This is a genomic window from Kluyvera sichuanensis, assembly GCF_014218705.1.
GTDB lineage: Bacteria > Pseudomonadota > Gammaproteobacteria > Enterobacterales > Enterobacteriaceae > Kluyvera > Kluyvera sichuanensis.
The window spans coordinates 197,801-218,917 of the sequence record NZ_JABBJF010000002.1; the positions used below are offsets into that span (position 1 = coordinate 197,801).

At 53.6% G+C, this 21,117-nt stretch carries 17 protein-coding genes; 7 read left to right on the forward strand and 10 right to left on the reverse strand.

Annotation, left to right across the window (positions count from 1 at the left end; all coding sequences use genetic code 11):
* Positions 1–7: 7 nt before the first annotated feature.
* A complete protein-coding gene (gene sulA / locus HII27_RS03315) occupies positions 8–517 on the forward strand; it encodes an SOS-induced cell division inhibitor SulA (RefSeq protein WP_185666536.1) in 510 nt (169 codons plus the stop codon).
* Positions 518–871: 354 nt separating this feature from the next.
* Positions 872–1,927: a porin OmpA gene (gene ompA, locus HII27_RS03320; protein ID WP_185666537.1), complete on the forward strand. Its 1,056-nt coding sequence runs from the start codon at positions 872–874 to the stop codon at positions 1,925–1,927.
* Positions 1,928–2,011: 84 nt separating this feature from the next.
* On the opposite strand, the gene matP is transcribed toward ompA, so the two are convergent.
* Positions 2,012–2,467 (reverse strand): macrodomain Ter protein MatP, encoded by a 456-nt coding sequence (gene matP / locus HII27_RS03325; protein ID WP_185666538.1) that lies wholly within the window; start codon positions 2,465–2,467, stop codon positions 2,012–2,014.
* Positions 2,468–2,651: 184 nt separating this feature from the next.
* Between matP and HII27_RS03330 the strand changes: the two genes are divergently transcribed.
* Complete coding sequence (locus tag HII27_RS03330; protein ID WP_185666539.1) at positions 2,652–4,412, forward strand: AAA family ATPase; 1,761 nt, start codon at positions 2,652–2,654, stop codon at positions 4,410–4,412.
* A 69-nt stretch (positions 4,413–4,481) separates the two neighbouring features.
* On the forward strand, positions 4,482–5,000 hold the full coding sequence (gene fabA, locus HII27_RS03335; RefSeq protein ID WP_185666540.1) for a bifunctional 3-hydroxydecanoyl-ACP dehydratase/trans-2-decenoyl-ACP isomerase: 519 nt from the start codon (positions 4,482–4,484) through the stop codon (positions 4,998–5,000).
* 97 nt (positions 5,001–5,097) lie between these two features.
* Here fabA and rmf read toward each other — a convergent pair whose 3' ends face one another.
* From rmf to rlmKL, 6 genes are all read right to left on the reverse strand, one after another.
* Positions 5,098–5,265 (reverse strand): ribosome modulation factor, encoded by a 168-nt coding sequence (gene rmf, locus HII27_RS03340; RefSeq protein WP_035892402.1) that lies wholly within the window; start codon positions 5,263–5,265, stop codon positions 5,098–5,100.
* A gap of 261 nt (positions 5,266–5,526) precedes the next feature.
* A complete protein-coding gene (pqiC, locus tag HII27_RS03345) occupies positions 5,527–6,081 on the reverse strand; it encodes a membrane integrity-associated transporter subunit PqiC (RefSeq protein ID WP_185666541.1) in 555 nt (184 codons plus the stop codon).
* On the reverse strand, positions 6,081–7,718 hold the full coding sequence (pqiB, locus tag HII27_RS03350) for an intermembrane transport protein PqiB (RefSeq protein ID WP_185666542.1): 1,638 nt from the start codon (positions 7,716–7,718) through the stop codon (positions 6,081–6,083). The genes pqiC and pqiB overlap by 1 nt, the downstream gene beginning before the upstream one ends.
* Positions 7,719–7,722: 4 nt before the next feature.
* Entirely contained in the window at positions 7,723–8,982 is a 1,260-nt protein-coding gene (gene pqiA, locus HII27_RS03355; protein WP_185666543.1) for a membrane integrity-associated transporter subunit PqiA, read from the reverse strand.
* Positions 8,983–8,995: 13 nt separating this feature from the next.
* Positions 8,996–10,903 (reverse strand): ABC transporter ATP-binding protein, encoded by a 1,908-nt coding sequence (locus tag HII27_RS03360; RefSeq protein ID WP_185666544.1) that lies wholly within the window; start codon positions 10,901–10,903, stop codon positions 8,996–8,998.
* A gap of 12 nt (positions 10,904–10,915) precedes the next feature.
* Positions 10,916–13,021, reverse strand: coding sequence for a bifunctional 23S rRNA (guanine(2069)-N(7))-methyltransferase RlmK/23S rRNA (guanine(2445)-N(2))-methyltransferase RlmL (gene rlmKL / locus HII27_RS03365; RefSeq protein ID WP_185666545.1), 2,106 nt, complete (start codon positions 13,019–13,021; stop codon positions 10,916–10,918).
* Between the two features lie 98 nt (positions 13,022–13,119).
* Here rlmKL and HII27_RS03370 point away from each other — a divergent pair, with 98 nt between their 5' ends.
* A complete protein-coding gene (locus tag HII27_RS03370) occupies positions 13,120–14,229 on the forward strand; it encodes a YcbX family protein (RefSeq protein WP_185666546.1) in 1,110 nt (369 codons plus the stop codon).
* Here the strand turns inward: HII27_RS03370 and zapC are convergent.
* Entirely contained in the window at positions 14,226–14,768 is a 543-nt protein-coding gene (zapC, locus tag HII27_RS03375; RefSeq protein WP_185666547.1) for a cell division protein ZapC, read from the reverse strand. The two genes, HII27_RS03370 and zapC, sit on opposite strands and share 4 nt — an antisense overlap.
* A 164-nt stretch (positions 14,769–14,932) precedes the next feature.
* Complete coding sequence (pyrD, locus tag HII27_RS03380; protein WP_035892411.1) at positions 14,933–15,943, reverse strand: quinone-dependent dihydroorotate dehydrogenase; 1,011 nt, start codon at positions 15,941–15,943, stop codon at positions 14,933–14,935.
* Between the two features lie 251 nt (positions 15,944–16,194).
* Between pyrD and ssuE the strand changes: the two genes are divergently transcribed.
* On the forward strand, positions 16,195–16,770 hold the full coding sequence (ssuE, locus tag HII27_RS03385; protein WP_185666548.1) for an NADPH-dependent FMN reductase: 576 nt from the start codon (positions 16,195–16,197) through the stop codon (positions 16,768–16,770).
* Positions 16,771–16,901: 131 nt separating this feature from the next.
* Here ssuE and pepN read toward each other — a convergent pair whose 3' ends face one another.
* Positions 16,902–19,514: an aminopeptidase N gene (pepN, locus tag HII27_RS03390; RefSeq protein WP_185666549.1), complete on the reverse strand. Its 2,613-nt coding sequence runs from the start codon at positions 19,512–19,514 to the stop codon at positions 16,902–16,904.
* A gap of 264 nt (positions 19,515–19,778) precedes the next feature.
* Here pepN and pncB point away from each other — a divergent pair, with 264 nt between their 5' ends.
* The gene (gene pncB, locus HII27_RS03395; protein ID WP_185666550.1) at positions 19,779–20,981 is read left to right on the forward strand and encodes a nicotinate phosphoribosyltransferase; all 1,203 of its coding nucleotides are present in this window, start codon (positions 19,779–19,781) and stop codon (positions 20,979–20,981) included.
* The last annotated feature ends 136 nt before the right edge of the window (positions 20,982–21,117 follow it).

The following is a 21,117-nucleotide window of genomic DNA, read 5'->3' on the forward strand; positions in this document are numbered from 1 at the left end:
ATTAACTATGTATACTTCTGGTGTTGTAAATCGTTCTTCTGCTGCGGCAACCACTACCGCTTCCCATACTTTTACCTCTGTAAAAGCGCCGTCTGCTGCGTTAATCAGCGAAGTGCTTTATCGGGAAGATCAGCCAATGATGGCGCAACTATTACTCTTACCGTTGCTGCAGCAGCTCGGTCAGCAGTCCCGTTGGCAGCTTTGGCTAACGCCGCAACAAAAGTTAAGCCGCGAGTGGGTACAGTCATCCGGTCTGCCGCTAACGAAAGTCATGCAACTGCGCCAGATGTCCTCATATGACATGCTTGATTCTATGGTTCGGGCATCCCAGACTGGAAATTATAGTGTGGTTATCGGCTGGCTGACGGATGAATTATCAGCAGAAGAACATGCCCGATTACAACGTGCTGCGGAGGAAGGTAACGCGATGGTGCTCATTATGCGACCAGTTCAGTCCGCATCTCATTCAACAGGACAATTTAATGGGCTAAAAATTCACTCAAATTTGTATCATTGAGTGAAATTAGGATTATTCCTGGGATTTTTTTTGCGGTTTTTTTATCTCCACGATTTTTCGGCTGATTTTAGACAGAATGCTTGTCTGGTGCGGTTCGCGGTATTTTATATCGATTAATTTTTCGACATATTTGTTAAATATTGCATATACAACTCTTTTTTTTTCATAAGCCTGACGGAGTTCACACTTGTAAGTTTCGAGCGACGTTGTAGACTTTACATCGCCAGGGGTGCTCAAGCTTAACCGCAGTTATCTGCTGAGTATTTTATTAAGCCACGCCCCCGGTGGAAGGATTTAACCGTGAGTCTATTTAGAACTTCATGGCAAATTTTGGATGATAACGAGGCGCAAAAAATGAAAAAGACAGCTATCGCGATTGCAGTGGCACTGGCAGGCTTCGCTTCTGTAGCGCAGGCCGCTCCGCAAGACAACACCTGGTACGCAGGTGGTAAACTGGGTTGGTCCCAGTTCCATGACACCGGCTGGTACAACAGCTCCCTGAACAACAACGGTTCTACCCATGAAAGCCAGCTGGGCGCAGGCGCGTTCGGTGGCTACCAGGTTAACCCGTACGTTGGCTTCGAAATGGGCTACGACTGGCTGGGCCGTATGAAATATACCGGCAGCGAAAACAATGGCGCACTGAAAGCTCAGGGCGTACAGCTGACCGCTAAACTGGGCTACCCAGTAACCGACGACCTGGACATCTACACCCGTCTGGGCGGCATGGTATGGCGTGCTGACTCCAGCAACAAAAATGGTGGTGACAACCACGACACCGGCGTTTCCCCAGTATTCGCTGGCGGCGTTGAGTGGGCTGTTACTCGTGACATCGCTACCCGTCTGGAATACCAGTGGGTTAACAACATCGGCGACGCAAACAGCGTTGGCGTACGTCCTGACAACGGCATGCTGAGCGTAGGCGTTTCCTACCGCTTCGGCCAGCAGGATGCAGCAGCTCCAGTAATCGCTCCAGCTCCGGCTCCAGCTCCAGAAGTACAGACCAAACACTTCACTCTGAAGTCTGACGTTCTGTTCAACTTCAACAAAGCTACTCTGAAACCAGAAGGTAAGCAGGCTCTGGATCAGATGTACTCCCAGCTGAGCAACCTGGATCCTAAAGAAGGTTCCGTAGTGGTTCTGGGCTTCACCGACCGTATCGGTTCTGACGCTTACAACCAGGGTCTGTCCGAAAAACGTGCACAGTCCGTTGTTGATTACCTGGTATCTAAAGGTATCCCAGCTGACAAAATCTCCGCACGTGGCATGGGCAAATCTAACCCAGTTACTGGCAACACCTGTGACAGCGTGAAAGCGAAAGCTGCGCTGATCGACTGCCTGGCACCAGATCGTCGCGTAGAGATCGAAGTTAAAGGTAGCAAAGACGTTGTAACTCAGCCTCAGGCTTAAGTTCTCGTCTAATAAAAAACCCCGCTCTGCGGGGTTTTTTTTGGTCTGAATCTAAAGCAACCGACATTATAGCAGCGGTATCGCCTACTTCTCTTTGCCCAGCATTGCTTCCAGATCCTGCTTCAGGCTGGACATCTTCGTCGCATACTTCTCTTTATTCTCGGCATCTTCAATCAGCTGAACAACCGTTTCAGACAAGGTTTTACCCCGGCGCTGTGCAAGCCCTGCCAGGCGCTGCCAGACGACGAACTCCAGATCGATCGACTTCTTACGGGTATGCTGATGTTCGGCGTTAAAATGACGTTTACGGCGTGCGCGAATCGTCTGCTTCATACGGTTCACCAGCTGCGGGTTCATGTGCTGGGTAATCCAGTCATTCACCAGAACCGGTTCATTTTCCAGTTTCAGCAAAACATCGACAGCCTCTTGCGCGGCGCTGGCTTCAATGTAACGGGTAATGGGCTCACCTTCCCGGTGCTTTTTCACCAGGTATTTCCATTTCCAGCCGCTTTCAAGATTTTCCAGTTGTTGATATTTCATTGCGATCTCAGTGTGACCGTGTAACTCTTTTCAGGATAACAGTTTTTCCTCAATGTGCTGAGAAGAAATCTGCAACTGTGATACGGATAAGGCTGACGTCCGAAGATACTTCCCTATTCTCCGTGAGCTTCCCAACGGCATCAGGTATAATCACGCACTTTACATCTGACTAAAAATAGCGACATTGACTATAAATACTCTTTCCCGGCGCTTTCTCGCCCCCGCGACTGAAGCATACCAGGCGCTATTTGCCCAGCCTGATTTAGCCTCAGAAAACGACGCATTATTCAGCGAACTCCAGGCCCGTTTACACTACGCGCTGGAGCAGTTTCTGCATCCACAGGGGATCTCCCCATTCTTGCTGGTCAAAGCACCAGAAGAAAAAGAGTACCTGCAGCTGCTCTCGCAAACGGCCCTCTCTCTGCGCAATAGCGATGAATCCGCTCTGACGGGCGTCGATTATCAGGTTGTTGGTGGCAAAGTCACCGTACAGCCTGCCCGTAGCGCAGAGGACAACTTCGCAAGCCGCGGCCCCATCATTTTTGCTGACTGGGTCGAAGCGGAACAACTTTTTGGCTGTGTTCGTCAGTTTAATGGCGAAATCAGCCTGCAGCCTGGTCTGGTTCATCAGGCCAACGGCGGCATTCTGATCCTCTCTTTACGCACGCTGATGTCGCAGCCCATTCTGTGGATGCGCTTAAAAAACATCGTCACTCAACAGCGCTTCGACTGGCTGACCTTTGACGATGCGCGCCCGCTGCCGGTAAGTATCCCTTCTATGCCGTTAACGCTAAAGGTCATGCTTGTCGGTGAGCGTGAATCGCTGGCGGACTTCCAGGAGATGGAGCCTGAACTGGCCGAATCCTCGCTGTACAGCGAGTTTGAAGATAGCCTGCAGCTGACGGACGAAGAAGCCCTCAGACAATGGTGTCAGTGGGTCTCCGGGGTGGCACGTGAGAAATCGCTGCCAGGGCTTACTGCCGACGCCTGGCCACTTCTGATGCAGGAAGGTGCCCGTTACACCGGCGACCAGGAAGTGATGCCGCTCTGCCCGCTGTGGATTAACCGTCAGCTGCGTGAAGCCGCACCGTTTACCACAGACAGTACTATCAATGCCGAACAGCTGAAAACGATGCTGGTACAGCGCCAGTGGCGTGAAGGGTTCCTGGCCGAGCGTATGCAGGACGAAATCCTGCTTGAGCAGATCCTGATTGAAACCGAAGGCGAATGCATCGGTCAGATCAACGCCCTGTCGGTCATTGATTTTCCTGGTCACCCTCGCCCGTTCGGTGAACCCTCACGCATTAGCTGCGTAGTGCACATCGGCGACGGCGAGTTTACCGACGTCGAACGTAAAGCCGAACTCGGTGGCAATATTCACGCCAAAGGGATGATGTTAATGCAGGCCTTCTTAATGGCCGAGCTGGATCTGGAACAGCAGCTGCCGTTCTCTGCCTCCATCACCTTTGAACAATCTTACAGTGAAGTCGACGGCGACAGCGCCTCTATGGCCGAGCTTTGTGCGCTCATCAGCGCCCTGGCGAACGTGCCGATTAACCAAAGCATTGCCATGACCGGCTCTGTCGATCAGTTTGGTCGCGCCCAGCCAGTTGGCGGCCTGAATGAAAAAATCGAAGGTTTCTTTGCTATCTGCGCTCAACGCGGCCTGAGCGGCAAGCAGGGGGTGATTATTCCTTCCGCTAACGTTCGCCACCTGAGCCTCGCAACCGAGGTTCAGGAAGCGGTAGAGGCCGGAGAATTCTCCATCTGGGCTATTGATGATGTGACCGATGCACTGCCGCTTCTCATGCAATTGAACTGGGACGGTGAAGGACAGACGCTGTTGCAAACTATTCAGGAACGCATTGCACAAGCTACGCAGCAGGAGCCTCGCTACCACTATCCGTGGCCGTTACGCTGGTTAAATCGTTCAGCTTCCAACTGATCGGACTTGTTCAGCGTACACGTGTTAGCTATCCTGCGTCCCGAACTCAAAATAAGGCTTACTGAAAACATGGTAGATAAACGCGAATCCTATACAAAAGAAGACCTTCTTGCCTCTGGTCGCGGTGAACTGTTTGGCGCTAAAGGCCCGCAGTTGCCAGCTCCGAGCATGCTGATGATGGATCGTGTCATTTCAATGACCGAAACCGGCGGCAACTTTGACAAGGGTTATGTTGAAGCTGAGCTCGATATCAATCCTGACCTGTGGTTCTTTGGTTGCCACTTTATCGGTGATCCAGTCATGCCAGGCTGCCTGGGTCTGGACGCAATGTGGCAGTTAGTTGGTTTCTACCTCGGCTGGCTGGGCGGCGAAGGCAAAGGCCGTGCGCTCGGCGTGGGTGAAGTTAAATTCACCGGCCAGGTTCTGCCAACCGCGAAGAAAGTGACCTACCGTATTCACTTCAAGCGTATTGTTAACCGTCGTCTGATCATGGGTCTGGCGGATGGTGAAGTGCTGGTTGATGGTCGTCTGATCTATACCGCTAACGATCTGAAAGTGGGCCTGTTCCAGGACACTTCTGCATTCTGATGCTGTTTGTCGTCAGAAGGAACTGACGACAGAGTAGCGTTGTGAATCTAAAGGCGAAACCTCCGCACTGCGGAGGTTTCTTTTTAAAGAGACAGTGTCAGGCGACTACCGCCCTGTCCTCCATGGCTTCTCGCCAGCCTCCCAGCCAGTAAGACCTCTGGTTAATGGTCTGGTATGGACACATTTCTTTTGGTCGTCCGGTGATCCCGGCCTGATACCCACGCTGATGTGCCCGCTCCAGGCGATCTCGTTTTTGTCTCTTCATGCCTCGTTTCCCTCATATCTTGGTCTGGTGGAAAAGAAAACAGTGGTTACAAAGTGTGCAGCCACATAATACGAATACCGCTAAACCATTCCCCCGTCAATGCGCAGAATTCATACCAATGTCATATTTGTGAGCTACTCAGAAGAACATTTGTACAAAAAATGTGAAGTGGGTTAAGTAAGCAATTGAGCGTAGGGATAAAAAAAACCGCCGAGGTGTTGCACCGTCGGCGGTCTTTAGAACAATTAATTCTACTTATGGTTACCGATTGATGGTTTGCGCTATCGCGGTCGCTTCCTGGCTCCAGGCCTGCGCCAGCACTTTCACCATGGCGTCATAGCCGTCCTGCTGCTGCGCCAGTTCAATATGGAACGGGCGCTTCGTCAGCTGTCCCTGATGATTGAGCAGCCACTCCCCGCTCACGATAACTTTGCCATCGTAACGACCGTGGAAGCCATTTACCGAGACGTTAAGCGTATCCTGGTCACTGCCTAGTGGCTGCGAGGAGACCACCCAGCCCGGCAGCTGGTTACTGAGATTCGCCACCAGCGTTGTCCGTAGCTGCTGGTCCAGCGGGCTCGCCCACAGGTTATTGCTGGCAATCACATACTGCACATCGCTGGTCTGGTAGACCACGCCGCTGCCGGCGAGGAAGTCAGGGATATTGACCTGTTCCACCCACAGCAGGCGCTGATTTGCGCTAGCGCTATTCTGTACCGTACCCGTAGCCTGCGGCAGTTGGTAGTAGGTTTTATTTTCCGTGCTGCTGCAGGCTGCCAACAGGCAGGCTGCAACCAGTACTAACCACTTTTTCATTATTTCGCCCTCTTAGGCTCTGGATCTTTTTTATCCTTCGCTTCGAACACCAGCGCGTTGCTCTTCTCATTCAGCGTTTTCAGCACCGGCTGCAGCTCACGCAGAACCTGATCCAGACGCTGCATGTCGCCCACCATCTTGTTGTAGGCGGCGGAACCCGGCTGGAAGCCCTGCATACTGCGGTTTAGCTCACGCAGCGTTTTCTGCATATCGGCAGGCAACTGCTGCGCGGACTGGCTGGCGGTTATCTTGTTCAGATTATCCAGCGTCGTCTGCAGGCGGCGCATCGTGTTCTGGCTTTCACTCAGCGTGTTCGTGGCCTGTTCAACCATCGGCGTTAGCGGCAGATTGTTGATCTTATCGAGCGTATCCATCAGGCGCTGCTGGATCTGCGCCAGGCCACCGCTGACGGTTGGGATAATCTGATGACCACCAAACTCAGGCATCTCTTTAACCGGTTTCTCTTTTGGATAGAAATCAAGATCCACGTAAAGTGCACCCGTTACCAGGTTACCCGTTTTTAACGCACCACGCAGGCCACGTTGAATAAGGCCGGTTAAATGGGCCCCTACGTCAGGTTTTTCTCCGAGTTCGCTCGCCAGACGCTCTGGTTCAATGCGGATCATCACAGGGATACGATAGTCATCGTTCAATGCCTGACGTAAACCCGGCACAAAATATGGCACCTGTGCCACAGTACCCAGGCGAATGCCGCGGAATTCGACCGGCGCACCGGGCTGCAGCCCACGTACAGAATCTTTGAAGAACATCAGGTAGTCGATGTGCTGGGTATAGAGCGAATCCTGAATGCTCTTTTGATCGTCATACAGCTTAAATTCGGTTTTCTCAGCTATTGGCTGCCCCAGTTCCACACCTTCCGGAACGTCAAAGCTGACGCCACCGCTAAAGAGTGTCGATAGCGAGCCCATTTCTACACGCATCCCAGCGGAGGTCAGATCGACCGCTACGCCGCTGTCCTTCCAGAAACGTACGTTGCTGGTCACCAGTCGATCGTTTGGCGCGCTGATAAACAACTGGTAGCTGATAGTGCGGCTCTGCGGGTCAAAAGTACTCGTCTCAACGGAGCCCACACGGTAGCCACGGAACAGCACCGGATCGCCCGGACTGAGCTGCCCTGCTTTTTTACTATCAAGCAGCACACGAATGCCCTTCGCATCAGGCGGTGCCAGCGGCGGTGAATCCAGTAACTGATAGCTGTTCAGCTCAGAACCTTTAGAACCCGGCTGAAGTTCGATATAGGCCCCCGACAGCAGCGTACCCAACCCGCTGATGCCTTCACGGCCAATCTGCGGCTTCACGACCCAGAATACCGAATCTTTGTGCAGCAGCTTTTCCATGCCGGAATTCAGTCGCGCTTTAATTTCCACGTGCGTTAGATCGTCGGTCAACGTCGTGCTTTCGACAATACCAACGTCAACGCTGCGGCTTTTGATCGTCGTTTTACCACCTTCAATACCTTCAGCGTTGGTGGTGATAAGCGTCACCTCCGGCCCCTGATGGCTGTAGTGGTAAAATAAGATCCAGGCACCAATCAGCGCCGTTACGATCGGGAAGATCCAAACGGGAGACCAGTTTTTCACTTTCTGCACCTTCGCCTCCCCACTCTTGGTTTCCATGCTTTTACGACTCCTCATGGCTTGATTCAGGTTCCCGATCCCACGAAAGTCGCGGATCAAACGTCATTGCCGAGAACATGGTCATTATGACGACCAGCGCAAACATCAGCGCGCCAATCGCCGGATAGATATTCATTAGGCCCCCGATACGCACCAGGGCCGAAAGCACTGCAATAACAAAGACGTCGATCATCGACCAGCGGCCAACAAACTCCACCACTTCGTAGATCAGGTGCATACGTTCGCTGTCCCGGTGCTTACGCTTCATACCGTTGGCATCCAGGCACAGCCAGGCGATGGCGATCATCTTCAGCGTCGGCACCATAATACTGGCGAGGAAAATGACCATCGCCACTGGATACGATCCTTCGCTCCAGAGCAGTACCACCCCGGCCAGGATGGTCGACGGCATTTTGTCGCCCAGCAGGTCGGTTATCATGATAGGCAAAATGTTGGCCGGGAGATAAAGCATGATTGACGTCACCAACAGCGCCATTGTCCACTGCAGACTGTTTTTACGTCGGACGTGTCCTTTGCTGTGGCAACGCGGGCACTCAAGCTGGTCAGCAGGTAAAATCGCCGTACAGCAGGCGCAGGAGCGCAACCCCTGAAGAATACCGGTGACGCCGGGTTTCAGCGGCTGTTCAAGCTTGGGCATCGGGGCGATATCGTCCCATAGCCAGCGACGGTCCACGCACTGGAAGGTTCGCAGTTGCAAGAGACAGAAAAGACACCAGGGCAGGAAGCTGCTGCCAACGCCGATATCGCCGTACGCCATCAGCTTCACAAAGCTCACCAGCACCCCGGCAAGGAAGATTTCCGCCATGCCCCAGGTTTTCAGGGTAAACAGGATACGCGCCAGAATCGCCTTAAGCCGGTGCGGCATGCGCACCCGGTTAACCAACAGCAGAATGGTAATCAAACAGAACGCGGGCACCAACTGTACAAACAGCAGGAAGAAGGTGCCGAGGCTGGCGTAGTTTTCAGAAAACATGACGCTCGGGATTTCCAGCAGCTCAATCTCACTGTTAACCCCCGCGACGTTCATGCTGATAAACGGAAACAGGTTGGCCAGCAGCAGCATAAAGAGCGCAACCAGCACATAGGCCGTCGGACGCCGCCGAGGCTCGTCCCACGCGGTGGTCAGCGTTGTACCACAGCGTGGGCAGGTGGCCTTATGTCGGTGCTCCAGGTGCGGCAACGCCACCAGCATGTCACATTGTGGACATAGGATATGCTGCGCAGCATGATGTTGTTCGCACATGAAAACTCCTCAATCAGGCGCCGTTTTTTAACGCTTCCAGATATTCCCACCGTTCAAACGCTTCTTCCAGTGCCTGCTCAGCCTGAGCCAAATCGGCCAGCACCTTTTGCGTATGGTCGTGGGGCTGGCTGAAGAACGATGCATCGGCGACCTGAGCCTGCAACGTTTCCAGATTCGCCTCCAGCGTTTCGAGCTTCTGCGGTAACTGCTCCAATTCGCGCTGCAGGTTATAGCTTAGTTTGGCGCTTGCTCGTTTGACCGTTTCTGCTTTTGGCTGCACTACTTCTGGGCTTTTTTTCTCGTTTGACTGTTTTTGCGCCCGTGACTGCGATTGTTGGCCGCGCGCGTCGTGATAACCGCCGACATATTGACCAATGCGCCCTTCGCCTTCGAAGATCCAACATTCGGTGACGGTGTTATCAACAAACTGACGATCGTGGCTGACCAGCATCACGGTGCCCTGATAGCCGTCGATGAGCTCTTCAAGCAACTCGAGCGTTTCGACATCCAGGTCGTTGGTTGGTTCATCGAGAATCAACAGGTTACTTGGTTTCAGGAACAGTCTTGCCAGCAGCAGACGGTTACGTTCACCGCCGGACAGCGCCCGGACCGGAGTCATCGCGCGCTTCGGATGGAACAGGAAGTCCTGCAGATAGCCCAGCACGTGGCGCGGCTTACCGTTAACCATCACTTCCTGCTTGCCTTCGGCGAGGTTGTCCATCACCGTTTTATCCGGGTCCAGCTCCGCGCGGTGCTGATCGAAGTAGGCCACTTCCAGCTTAGTGCCGACGTGAATACGGCCACTGTCCGCCTCCAGTTGACCTAACATCAACTTCAGCAGCGTGGTTTTGCCACAACCGTTAGCGCCGATCAGCGCAATTTTGTCACCGCGCTGAACCTGTGCGGAGAAGTCTTTCACCAACACTTTGCCGTTAACCTGATAGTTAACGTCTTCCATCTCAAAGACGATTTTGCCGGAGCGGGATGCTTCTTCTACCTGCATCTTCGCGCTACCCATCACTTCACGACGAGCGCTACGTTCGTTACGCATCGCTTTCAGGGCGCGAACGCGGCCTTCGTTACGGGTACGACGCGCTTTGATGCCCTGACGGATCCAGACTTCTTCCTGCGCCAGCTTGCGGTCGAATTCGGCGTTTTGCAGATCTTCTACGCGCAGCGCCTCTTCTTTCTCCAGCAGATACTGGTCGTAGTTACCCGGATAGGTCACCAGCTTGCCGCGGTCGAGGTCAACAATACGGGTCGCCATATTGCGGATGAAGGAACGGTCGTGGGAGATAAAGATAATCGTGCCTTTGAAGGTTTTCAGGAAACCTTCCAGCCAGTCGATCGTTTCAATATCGAGGTGGTTCGTCGGTTCGTCGAGCAGCAACACGCGCGGCGCGCTCACCAGCGCACGGCCCAGCGCCGCTTTACGCAACCAGCCGCCGGACAGCGCCGCCAGCTCCATATCCGGCTCCAGACCCAGCTGTGCCAGTACTTCGTTGATGCGGTTTTCCAACTGCCACAGGCCGTGGTGATCCAGCTGTTCCTGAACCTTCGCCAGCTCCTGCAGATTTTTATCGCTTGGGTCGGTCATCACCAGATGCGAGATATCGTGGTAGCGCTTAAGGTACACCGCCTGCTCTTCGATACCCTCGGCCACGAAATCGTAGACGCTGCCCTGAACGTTGCGCGGCGGATCCTGCTGCAGACGCGCCACAACCAGATCCTGTTCGTAAATGATACGACCGTCGTCGAGACCCTGCTCACGGTTGAGGATCTTCATCAGCGTCGATTTGCCCGCGCCGTTACGGCCAACCAGACAGACGCGCTCGTTATCTTCAATATGCAATTCTGCATTATCAAGAAGCGGCGCATCGCTGAACGACAGCCAGGCACCGTGCATACTAATTAATGACATTCTTTATTCCTTTCAGGCTGCGGTAATCAGCCAGCAGTTGTGGATCTGACGGTTACGGGCAAAATCCTGAGACTGTGTTTTTTGGGTAATATCTTGTGCTTTCAGTCCCAGTTCAGCCAGGCCGTCGTGGTCCATACGGAAACCGCGTTTGTTGTTGGAGAACATGATGGTGCCGCCTTTACGCAGCAGACGTTTCAGATCTTTCATCAGACGCAGGTGATCGCGCTGAACGTCAAACGCATCTTCCATACGTTTGGAGTTCGAGAAGGTTGGCGGATCGATAAAGATCACATCGAACTGTTCGTCGGTATCGCGCAGCCATGCCAGCACGTCCGCCTGCATCAGGCGATGAGCGCGGCCGGTTAAGCCGTTAAGGCGCAGGTTACGTTCCGCCCACTCCAGATAGGTACGCGACATATCCACGGTGGTGGTCGAACGCGCGCCGCCCAGACCGGCGTGCACGCTGGCACTCCCGGTGTAGGAGAACAGGTTCAGGAAGTCTTTGCCCTTGCTCATCTCACCCAGCATACGGCGGGCGATACGGTGGTCGAGGAACAGACCAGTATCGAGGTAATCGGTCAGGTTGACCCACAGGCGCGCGTTGTATTCGCTTACCTCCATGAAGTCGCCCTTCTCGTTCATCTTCTGATACTGGTTTTTACCCTTCTGACGCTCACGGGTTTTCAGCACCAGCTTGTTCGGTGTAATACCGAGCACGGCAATAGTCGCGGCAATAATGTCGAACAGACGCTGGCGCGCTTTGTTGGCATCAACGGTTTTCGGCGGCGCATACTCCTGCACCACCACCCAATCGGCGTAGCGGTCAACGGCCACGTTATATTCCGGCAGGTCGGCGTCATACAGGCGGTAGCATTCGATCCCTTCCTGTTTCGCCCACTTCTCATATTTCTTCAGATTCTTACGCAGACGGTTAGCGTAATCTTCCGCCAGCGAGGCAGGTTTCTCACCGGTGGTTTCAGCCAGGTGATAGTTTTTCTGTACGCAGTCCAGCGGGCCATTTTTCGCTTTAAACTGACGCTCGGCGCGCAGCTGCAGGCAGCTTAACAGCTCCGGAGAGGCGCTAAACAGCGACAAGTTCCAGCCACCAAACTGGTTTTTCATATTGCGGCCGAGCAGGCTGTGCATTGCTATCAACGCCGGTTCGCTTTCCAGACGCTCGCCGTACGGCGGGTTACTGATAACGGTACCGTAAGGCCCTTTCGGCAGCGGGTTGATCAGCTGCGCCACGTCTTTCACCTCAAAGGTGATAAGTTCGCCAATACCGGCACGACGGGCGTTGCTGCGCGCCAGCTCAACCACGCGGCTGTCGACGTCAGAGCCAAAGAAGCGGGATTCATAGGCGGCAAGACCGGCACGAGCGCGGGTCTGCGCGTCGGCTTTCACTTCTTTCCACACGGCATCGTCATGCTGCGCCCAGCCGCTGAAGCCCCAGTGGCCGCGGTGCAGCCCCGGCGCACGGTCGGTAGCCCACATCGCCGCTTCAATCAGCAGCGTGCCGGAACCACACATAGGGTCGAGCAGCGGCGTACCCGGCACCCAGCCGGAACGCATGACGATAGCCGCCGCCAGGTTCTCTTTGATTGGCGCCATACCGGTACGATCGCGATAGCCGCGCAGGTGCAGGCCTTCGCCGCTCAGATCGAGAGAAATATAGGCGGTCTCTTTGTTGAGACGGACGTTAATACGCAGATCCGGGTTTTCACGATCGACGTTAGGACGCGGCAGATTTTTACGCGTAAAGGCATCGACGATCGCATCTTTTACCTTCAACGCACCGTACTGGCTGTTACGGATGCTATCGTTCAGGCCGCCGAAGCTCACCGCAAAGGTGGCATCCGGGGTGAAGATCGAGGTCCAGTCGATAGCCTGCACGCCGAGATAAAGATCGAGATCGCTCCAGACGCTACATTCTCCCAGCGGCATCATGATGCGCGAAGCCAGACGACTCCACATCAGGCTTTTGTACAGAAGCTGCGTGTCGCCCTGGAAATGGACGCCGCCCTGGGCAATCTGGCACTCTTGGGCGCCCAGGCCTTCCAGTTCAGTTTTTAACAGCTCTTCCAGCCCACGGGCCGTACTGGCAAACAGAGAATTCATATCGTCACTTTTACTCGCAGAAAATTGTTGCGCATTATAGCCAATCTGCGCCCCATGTCATAAAGTTAAAGGCTTATTTTCGACTCAGGGACAGCGTTGTGGCTACATTATCGCGGCTTTTTATACATCCGGTGAAATCCATGCGCGGCATCGGGCTTACGCACGCCTTTGCCGATATTAGCGGGATGGCATTTGACCGCATTTTCATGATCACCGAGCCTGATGGCACCTTTATTACCGCCCGGCAGTTCCCGGCAATGGTGCGTTTTACCCCTGCGGTCCTTCACGATGGTTTACACCTCACTGCGCCCGACGGCAGCAGTGCGTTAGTCCGTTTTGTGGATTTCGTCGGTCAGCCGTCACCAACCGAAGTATGGGGCAACCATTTTACCTCGCGTATCGCACCCGACGCTATCAATCAGTGGCTGACGCCGTTCTTTAAGCGCGATGTCCAGCTTCGCTGGCTGGGTGATGATCTTACCCGACGTGTTAAGCGTCACGACGCGGTGCCGCTCTCATTCGCCGATGGTTTTCCGTTCTTGCTGACCAACGAAGCCTCGCTGCGCGACCTACAGCAACACTGCCGCGCCAGCGTTCGCATGGAGCAGTTCCGCCCTAACCTAGTGGTGACCGGGGCACAAGCCTGGGAAGAAGATAGCTGGAAAACGCTGCGCATTGGCGACGTGGTCTTCGATGTCGTGAAGCCTTGCAGCCGCTGCATCTTTACGACCATCAGCCCGGAAAAAGGGCAAAAGCATCCGGCGGCTGAACCGCTGAGCACGCTACAGTCGTTTCGCACCAACCCTGCCAACGGCGACGTGGATTTCGGTCAGAACCTGATTGCCCGCAATAGCGGCGTGGTTCGCGTGGGTGATGAAGTGGAAATTCTTACCACCGGCCCGGCCATCGTGTACGGTGCGGGGAAAGCTGACGAAGCGCTGGCTCCGCAAACACAGCAGGATGCACTCGTAGAAATTGACTGGGAAGGCAGTCGTTTTACCGGGAATAATCAGCAGATTTTATTGGAACAGCTGGAGCAGCAGGGCATTCGTGTCCCCTACTCCTGCCGCGCAGGTATCTGCGGCAGCTGCCGCGTGACGCTGTTGGACGGTGAAGTCAATCCGCTGAAAAAGAGTGCGATAGCCAACGATGGTACGATTCTCAGCTGTAGCTGCGTACCGAAAACAGCGCTAAAGCTGAAGCTTTAAACCGCCTGCTCCAGGCTGTAACCGTCCAGCCCCGGCTGAGGTTGCAGCCTGTCGTTCATCACCTTGATAGGGTCGCCAAGCTGCATAGTGCGCCCAGCCAATACCAGACCCGGCTGGGCCAGCAGGCACAGGGCTGCATTATCGCCCGGCTCTACCACCAGCAAATTCACCTGGCTGTCATCGTCGCTCAACCACACGGCCGCTGCATCGCCGGTTACCGGAGACCAGCTCTCTTCGTGAGCGCGGAAGTGCCAGCTTTTCGGCATTTGCGGTTTCAGGAAGCGGATAGCCACCAGCGCATTAAGAATGAGCTCAGCGCGATGCTCTTTTGACAGTACAAGATCGCGGCATTTCTCTTCAAAAGAGAAATAAAGCGCAGCATCGTCAACGCAGAACCCGGTAGGCGCAAAAGCATCGGGGGTTAACATCCGGCGAGCAAAACGCGAACGAAACAACATACCATTGGCTAAATCGAGCATCATACGATCGTGCTCTTCATCGTAATACCAACGCCAGTTATCATCAGGTTTAATTCGCATTTTACTCCCCCGTCATATTCGCATCCAATGCATTGCCCTTTCTTCCGTTGCGTTACTTAGCCTTAAATAATAAAAGACCAATATGTTTAAATAAGCAACAATACGGGAATATAATGCAACCAGGGCCGGAAATAAAGCCCTGGATCACATTATCAGGAAAAATACTAGATGTGGGTAACGATTTCTTTAATCAGCGGCGGGCCTTTAAAAATAAACCCGGAATAGATCTGCACCAGAGACGCGCCAGCTGCCATCTTTTCACGCGCCGCAATCACCGAGTCGATACCGCCAACGCCAATTATCGGTAATTGACCTTTTAATTCGGCTGACAGCATACGAATAATTTCGGTGCTTTTTAATTGTAATGGACGACCGCTTAAGCCTCCCATTTCATCGCAATTTTTCATCCCCTGAACCAGAGAACGATCCAATGTGGTATTGGTAGCAATCACCCCATCAATATTATGGCGGACTAAACTGTCGGCCACCTGGATCAACTCTTCATGAGAAAGATCCGGAGCGATCTTCACCGCCACTGGAACATATTTATGGTGCTTTTGTTCGAGTTCAGATTGCTTATTTTTAATACCGGAAAGGAGATCGTCTAACGCATCGCCATATTGCAGCGTACGCAGCCCAGGGGTATTTGGCGAGGAGATATTAATCGCAATATAACCGGCATAGGCATAGATTTTTTCCATACAAATCAGATAGTCATCTTTGCCCTGCTCAACCGGGGTATCTTTATTTTTGCCGATATTAATCCCCAGAATTCCGTCGAAATGCGCTTTTTTTACGTTCTCGACCAGGTTATCAACGCCATGGTTATTGAAGCCCATACGGTTGATCAACCCTTCGGCATCGACCAGACGGAACAAGCGCGGCTTGTCGTTACCCGGCTGCGGACGCGGCGTGACGGTACCAATCTCAATGGAGCCGAATCCCATCGCTCCTAAGGCGTCGATACATTCGCCGTCTTTATCCAGACCGGCGGCCAGACCCAGTGGATTTTTAAACGTCAGCCCCATGCAGGTGACCGGTTTTTCCGGCACTTTTTGACGCACGAGTGCTTCCAGCGGGGTGCCGGTGACGCGACGTAATTGTTGAAACGTTAATTCATGAGCGCGCTCTGGATCGAGCTGAAAAAGTGCTTTACGAACGAAGGGATAGTACATGAACTCTCCTGGATTCCCGGTGTGCAAACCGGGGGCATATTATGTGCGATAACGCTCAGAAATGGAATTGACCTACGGCAAAAAAAGCGCAATCGTTTTCCTTCCATTCAACCTCTCCTGCACTCCGCATATGCATTTTCTGGTAATCCATCATCAGAAAAAGTATTTCGCCCGCAGTTTCCTCTCTGACACACTGATGCAAATGTTATCAATTTTAGATTAATGTTTGTTTTTAGTTATAAGGAGAGACCATGCGCGTCATTACTTTAGCAGGCAGCCCTCGTTTTCCTTCTCGCTCCAGCTCCCTGCTGGAGTACGCCCGGGAGAAACTCTCTGCCGCCGACGTTGAAGTTTTCCATTGGCATCTACAGAACTTCGACCCCGAAGATCTGTTTCACGCCCGTTTTGACAGCCCGGCGCTGCAAACCTTGACCGAGCAGTTAGCTCACGCCGACGGCCTGATTATCGCCACCCCGGTCTACAAGGCATCATTCGCTGGTGCATTAAAAGCGCTGCTGGATCTGTTGCCCGAGCGTGCGCTGGAAGGCAAAGTGGTGCTGCCACTGGCAACCGGCGGTACGGTGGCGCATATGCTGGCGGTGGATTACGCCTTAAAGCCGGTGTTGAATGCGTTGAAGGCCCAGGAGATCCTGCAGGGTGTGTTTGCCGACGATAGCCAGGTGACCGATTATCAGCATAAGCCGCAGTTCAGCCCAAATCTGCACACCCGACTGGACAGCGCGCTGGAAACTTTCTGGCAGGCGCTGCATCGGCGGGACATTCAGGTTCCCACGTTAAGTTCCGTGCGACTCACCGAACATGTTTGATAAAAAAAAACGCCGTAGGGAAAAACCTACGGCGTTTTTGCTTATATATAATGTAGCCCGGCCGAGCAATGCGACGCCGGGATTGTCACCAAGCCCCCCGGAGTCGGCTCGCGCCTCGTCCGGGCTACTGGTTAAGCTAAGGCTTTAGCAATCTTCTCGTACAAGTCGCCAGAAAGATTTTCCAGCCCTTTCAGCTGCTCCAGCGCGGCACGCATCAACGCCTGACGCTTCGCATCGTAGCGTTTCAGGCGGATCAGCGGCTCAATCAGACGAGAAGCCACCTGCGGGTTTTTGCTGTTCAGTATGGTGAGCATTTCCACCAGGAACTGATAGCCGCTGCCGTCTGCCGCATGGAACGCCGCCGGGTTGCTGCCGGCAAAGGCGCCAATCAGCGAGCGAATACGGTTCGGGTTATTCATGCTGAATGAACGGTGGTTCAGCAGCTTACGTACCGTTGCCAGCACGTCGTCCGCCGGGCTGGTCGCCTGTAGAATCAGCCATTTATCCATCACCAGACCGTCATGATGCCATTTGTCATCATATTCCTGCATCAGCGCGTCACGGCACGGCAGTTCAGCCGCTACGGCAGCAGACAGTGCCGCCAGCGCATCGGTCATGTTATCGGCATGATGGTACTGATCGCTCACCAGCTTATCGCCAAGCTCACGATCACCAAATGCCAGATAGCGCAGACAGGTATTACGCAGCGAGCGTTTACCGATGTCGGCATGTTCTACGCGGTAGCTGTCAAGTTTGTTGGCGTTATAAATCGCCAGACATTCATCGGCCAGTTCCGTCGCCAGCGTACGGGTCAGCGCTTCACGCACCGCCGCAATGGCAATAGGATCGATAATCTCGAACAGCTCAGCAATTTCACTAGCTGATGGCAACGTCAGGATTTCAGCCGCCAGCGCCGGGTCGATGTGCTCATCCAGCAGGATCGCGCGGAATGCATCAGCCACGTGGACCGGCAGCGACAGCGGTTGACCCTGCTGATGACGCGCAACGTTCAGCTTGATATAGGTTGCCAGCAGGCTTTGCGCCGCATCCCAGCGGGAGAAGTCATTGCGCGCGTGACGCATCAGGAACGTCAGTTGCTGATCGCTCCATTTATATTCCAGCTTCACCGGCGCCGAGAACTCGCGCAGCAGGGACGGAACCGGCTGGAAGTAGACGTTATCGAAAACAAAGGTCTGCTCTGCCTGGGTCACGTTCAGCACATGATGCACCGGATGCCCGTCTTTCTGCAGCGGGATCACCTTACCTTCGTTATCGTAAAGCTCGATGTCGAATGGAATGTGCAGCGGGAATTTTTCATCCTGCTCGGCGGTCGCCGGCGTACGCTGACGAATGGTCAGGGTGTACTGCTCGGTTTCCGGGTTATAGTCGTCGTGTACGCTGACGATTGGCGTACCGGCCTGGCTATACCAGCGACGGAAATGGGACAGGTCAACGTTGGACGCATCTTCCATCGCCTGCACAAAATCATCGCAGGTCGCGGCGCTGCCGTCATGACGTTCGAAGTACAACTGCATCCCTTTCTGGAAGTTGGTTTCACCCAGCAGAGTGTGCAGCATGCGGATAACCTCCGCCCCTTTCTCGTACACCGTCAGGGTATAGAAGTTATTCATTTCAATAACTTTATCCGGGCGGATCGGGTGCGCCATCGGACTGGCGTCTTCGGCAAACTGCAGGCCGCGCATGGTGCGTACGTTGCTGATGCGGTTGACGGCGCGCGAGCCTAAATCAGAGCTGAATTCCTGGTCACGGAAAACGGTTAAGCCCTCTTTCAGGCTCAGCTGGAACCAGTCACGGCAGGTAACGCGGTTACCGGTCCAGTTATGGAAGTATTCGTGGCCAATCACGCGCTCGATATCGAGATAGTCTTTATCCGTCGCGGTATCGGTACGGGCCAGCACGTATTTGGAGTTAAAGACGTTCAGCCCTTTGTTCTCCATCGCGCCCATATTGAAGAAGTCGACGGCAACAATCATATAAATGTCGAGGTCGTACTCCAGGCCGAAACGATCTTCGTCCCACTTCATGGAGTTTTTCAGCGAGGTCATCGCCCACGGCGCGCGGTCCAGGTTGCCGCGGTCAACGAACAGCTCCAGCGCGACTTCACGGCCGGAGCGAGTTTTGAAGGTATCACGCAGTACGTCGAAATCACCGGCGACCAGCGCAAACAGGTAGCAAGGTTTCGGGAATGGATCCTGCCACTGCACCCAGTGGCGACCATTCTCCAGTTCGCCCTCGGCAATGCGGTTGCCGTTAGAAAGCAGGAACGGGTATTTGGTTTTATCAGCGGTAATTTTAGTGGTGAAGCGGGCCAGCACATCCGGGCGATCAAGATACCAGGTAATGTGGCGGAAGCCTTCAGCTTCACACTGGGTGCAGAGCGCTTCGCCAGACTGATACAGCCCCTCTAACGCGGTATTCGCCGCTGGGCTGATTTCATTCACAATCTTCAGGGTGAAACGTTCTGGCAGACCCGCGATAACCAGATAGTTCTCTTCTTCTTTATAGTTGTCCCACGGCTCGCCGTTAACGTGAAGAGAGATCAGGGTTAAATCTTCACCGTTCAGACGTAGCGGTACATCAGACGCTGCGTGGCGGGAAACCTGGCTTTCCGCGGTCACGATGGTTTTTGCGGCATCCAGGTCAAAGGCCAGGTCAATATCACTAATCAGGTAGTCCGGCGCACGATAGTCGTGGCGGTACTTGGCTTGGGGCTGTTGTGTCATAAAAAACCTTTAGCATCTTTTGTAAATGTCACCTCCAGTCTATTCCTGTTGTGTTAAACGCGCTACGCAGAATCTTCATCTTTTCCAGTCAAATAGGGAAAAATGATACATTTACTTAACATAACGCACAAAACGCCATGGTGACTCTTCGTGCCTTATGGTGTGATCGGGGTTCAATAAATCGATAAACAAGGTATACTCCAGCGATTCTCCCCTGTTGTTTATTGTACTAAACGCTCCTGTGAGAGGATGCTACTGCGCACCATGACACAATTCGCTTCTCCTGTGCTGCACTCGCTGCTAGACACAGATGCCTACAAACTGCATATGCAGCAGGCCGTGTTTCACCACTACTATGACGTAAACGTAGCGGCTGAATTCCGCTGCCGTGGGGACGATCTGCTGGGCATTTATGCTGACGCTATTCGCGAACAAGTCGAAGCCATGCGTTCACTCACCCTGCAGGATGACGAGTACCACTGGCTATCCGGCCTTCCTTTCTTTAAACAAGATTACCTGAACTGGCTGCGTGATTTTCGCTACGACCCGCAGCAGGTCACCGTCACCAACGATAACGGCAAGCTCAATATTCGCCTTGAAGGCCCGTGGCGCGAAGTCATCATGTGGGAAGTTCCACTGCTGGCGGTAATTAGCGAGCTGGTTCATCGCTACCGTTCGCCGGAAAACGGTGTGCCGCAGGCGCTGGACATGCTGGAGCGTAAGCTGGTCGACTTTAATCAGTTGACCGCCGACATTGACATGTCCGCCTTCAGGCTGATGGATTTTGGTACCCGCCGCCGTTTTTCCCGCGAAGTACAGGAGGCGATTGTTAGCCGCCTGCAGCAGGAATCCTGGTTTACCGGCACCAGCAATTACGATCTGGCGCGCCGTCTATCGTTAACCCCAATGGGAACGCAGGCGCACGAATGGTTCCAGGCACATCAGCAAATTAGCCCTGACCTTGCCACCAGCCAACGTGCCGCGTTGGCCGCCTGGCTCGAAGAATATCCAGAACAGCTCGGCATTGCGTTGACCGACTGCATCACCATGGATGCCTTCCTGCGTGATTTTGGTTCGGAATTTGCTACCCGCTACCAGGGATTGCGCCATGACTCGGGCGACCCGTTTGAATGGGGCGAGAAAGCCATCAACCACTATAAAAAGCTGGGCATCGACCCGCTGAGTAAAGTGCTGGTGTTCTCCGATAATCTCGACTTAACCAAAGCCGTTGAGCTATATCGTCACTTCTCATCGCGCATTAATTTGAGCTTCGGTATCGGTACGCGTTTAACCTGCGATATTCCACAGGTGAAGCCGCTGAATATCGTTATCAAACTGGTTGAGTGTAACGGTAAGCCGGTGGCAAAACTCTCCGACAGCCCGGGTAAAACTATCTGTCACGATAAAGCGTTTGTTCGCGCTTTACGTAAAGCATTTGATCTTCCGCAGATCAAAAAGGCGAGTTAATCACCAAAGGGAGCCGTTATGGCTCCCTTCTGATTTAATTATTTCTGAAAACACCCCTTCTCCATGCTAATTCTACTTGTCTGATAGAAGATGACAGGTAACATAGATATCCCCCGCCGTTCCGGGGAAAACGATT